The following is a 2,398-nucleotide window of genomic DNA, read 5'->3' as shown; positions in this document are numbered from 1 at the left end:
CCGCGTGCGGCATGCCCGATCCCGTCGAGCATCCCGCCGCTGCCCCGGCCTCAGGGCGCGGCCGGCCCGTCCTCGTAGCGCGTCATCTCCAGATAGCCCTCGCCGTGCACGGGGCCTTGCGCATCGTGGCCGTCGACGGCGACCGCGCCTTCCCAGTAGCGCACCGACAGCCGCATCTCCTGATCGGCAAGCTGCGGGCGCACGTGCAGCTTCAGCCCGAGCGACGGGATGTCCAGCCGCCAGCCGGCCGGGTAGTGCGCGGCACCGTCGGGGCTGGTCCAGCGGCCTTCGGGGGTGAGGGTGAAGCCGGAGGCGGAGAGGCGCGTCGTGCGGCCGGTGGCATCACTCAGGGTGCCGGCCGAGTGCGGGTCGGTCGTGCCGTCGCTGCGGCGCAGGCGGTACAGCATCAGGTTGCGGCCGTCGGCGAGCTGCAGCGCGAACCAGTCCCAGCCGCTCTGGCCGGGGCCGAGCGCGCTGGTGCTCCATTCGCGATCGAGCCAGCTCGTGCCCTCGACCGCGAGCGCGGGGTTCCGGCCATCGAGGCTCAGCGTGCCGCGGCTCGCGAGGCGCGGGAACGAGTAGTAGTACGAGGCGTTGCCGGGCTCGCTGCTCTTGCGGCTCAGGCCGTCCTCACCCTGCAGCACCACGGGTGCGAGCGGCGTGAGCTGCAGATCGAGCGACAGGCCGCCGTCACGGGCGCGCAGGCGCATCGGGAAGCCGGCATCGGGACCGCCGTCGAGGCGCCAGTCCTCGAGCCAGATCGCCAGCGGTTCGCGGGTGGCACCGGCGAGGCCGAGCGCGGCGCGGCTGTAGCGTTCGCGGGCCTGATGCCGGCCGCCGTCGAGATCCGAGACCGCGAAGTGGCCGAGGTACCACTGCTGCGCGCGCCAGGCCGAGTCGGCCGGCAGCGGGCCGGGGTGGAGGCCGATGCGGAACAGCGTGAACTGGTAGCCGAAGCGGCGGCCATCGGCGGCGCGCAGGTGACCGGTCACGTACCACCATTCGTTGCGGAAGTCCGCGTGCGCGCCGTGATCGGCCGGAAACGTGAAGGGGCGCGGCGCGTATGCGCGTGCCCAGGCGCCGTCGCTGCCGCCGCCGAGGGCAGCCGAGACGGCGGTGGCCGGTGGCGGGGCCGGTGGTGGCGGGTGGCCGCTGTGCCAGAGCCAGAGCCCCGTGCCGGCGAGCACGGCGACGAGGACGGTGAACGGACGCCAGCGCGGCAGCCGGCTGAGCGGGCGCATCGCTTTCATTCCTCGTTCATTCCTCTTTCATTCCTCGCGCAGCGCTGCGGCCGGCGGCGTGCGTGCCAGCCGCCAGGCCGGGTACAGGCCGGCAGCGAGCGCGGCGATGACCGCGAGCAGCACGGTCTGCACGAGCGCATCGAGCGGCAGCGTCAGCGGCAGCGACCAGCCGAAGGCGCGGCGGTTGACGATGTCGGTCAGGATCAGGCCGGTCAGTCCGCCGAGCGGCAGCGCCAGCAGCCCGGCGGCCAGCCCGAGCAGGCCGCATTCGATGGCGAGCAGGCGCAGCAGCTCGCCCGGCAGCAGGCCGAGCGCGCGCAGCACCGCGAATTCGCGCCCGCGTTCGAGCGCGAGCGCGAGCAGCGTGCCGAGCACGCCGGCGGCGGCAACCACCAGCGCCAGCACGCGCAGCACGGCGGTGATCGTGAAGGTGCGATCGAAGATCGCCAGCGAGCGCTCGACGATCGTGTGGTTCGGGCGCAGCTCGACCGCCTGCAGCGGCGCGAGGCGTGCTTCGAGTCCGGCGCGCGCCGCCTGCGGATCAACGCCCGGTTTCAGGAACACGCCGGCCGAGGCCGGTGCGCCCGGTGCGAAGTCGCGCGCGGCGGTGGCCGGGTGGATCAGCGCGCGGCCGTGTTCGGAGCCGTAGTCGGTGTAGACGCCGGCGATCGGGTAGCGGCGCGGGCCGTGGTCGGTCGCAAGCGCGAGTTCATCCCCCGGACCGAGCCGCAGGCGCGTCGCCAGCGGTTCGCCGATCAGCACGCTGCCGGCATCGAAGGCCGCCCAGGCGCGGGCCGGGTCGCCGTGCAGCAGCCTGTAGCCGGCGCGCGCGGCCGGCGGCAGCCCGGTGATGATCAGCTGCACCGGCCGGCCGTCGACCGGAATCTCCAGCCGCCGGTAGCTGGCGAGCGCGGCGACGGCCGGATCGTGCTGCAGCGCTTCGAGCACGCCGGGTGCAAACGGCGGCACCTCGCCGCCTTCGGGGGCGAGCGGCGCGGCGTAGAAGTCGGCGTTCAGCAGCCTGAGCAGCCAGTCGTTCACGCCGTCGCGGAAGCTCGCGATCATCATCGCCATGCCGAAGGCGGCGGCAAAGGCCACCGACAGCGCGGCGACCGCGGCGCTGGTGCGCGCGAGATGCCGGCCGAGGTTGCGCACGG

At 74.3% G+C, this 2,398-nt stretch carries 2 protein-coding genes; both read right to left on the bottom strand.

Annotated elements, in window-relative coordinates; all coding sequences use genetic code 11:
- Positions 1–50: 50 nt before the first annotated feature.
- On the bottom strand, positions 51–1,241 hold the full coding sequence (locus tag PKE44_RS01730; RefSeq protein WP_324547934.1) for a lipocalin-like domain-containing protein: 1,191 nt from the start codon (positions 1,239–1,241) through the stop codon (positions 51–53).
- A 27-nt stretch (positions 1,242–1,268) separates the two neighbouring features.
- The coding region (locus PKE44_RS01725; RefSeq protein ID WP_324547933.1) for an FtsX-like permease family protein at positions 1,269–2,398 on the bottom strand (1,130 nt) is incomplete at its 5' end.

Origin of the sequence: Plasticicumulans sp., assembly GCF_035331805.1 — a bacterium.
In the GTDB taxonomy this organism is placed as follows: Bacteria; Pseudomonadota; Gammaproteobacteria; order Competibacterales; family Competibacteraceae; genus Plasticicumulans.
The sequence above is the reverse complement of the archived record's forward strand: the minus strand, read 5'-3'. Positions and strand labels throughout refer to the sequence as shown.

Excerpts from the sequence above, each read along its gene's own strand:
- PKE44_RS01730 (WP_324547934.1), bottom strand. The coding sequence starts at position 1,241 with ATGCGCCCGCTCAGCCGGCTGCCGCGCTGGCGTCCGTTCACCGTCCTC.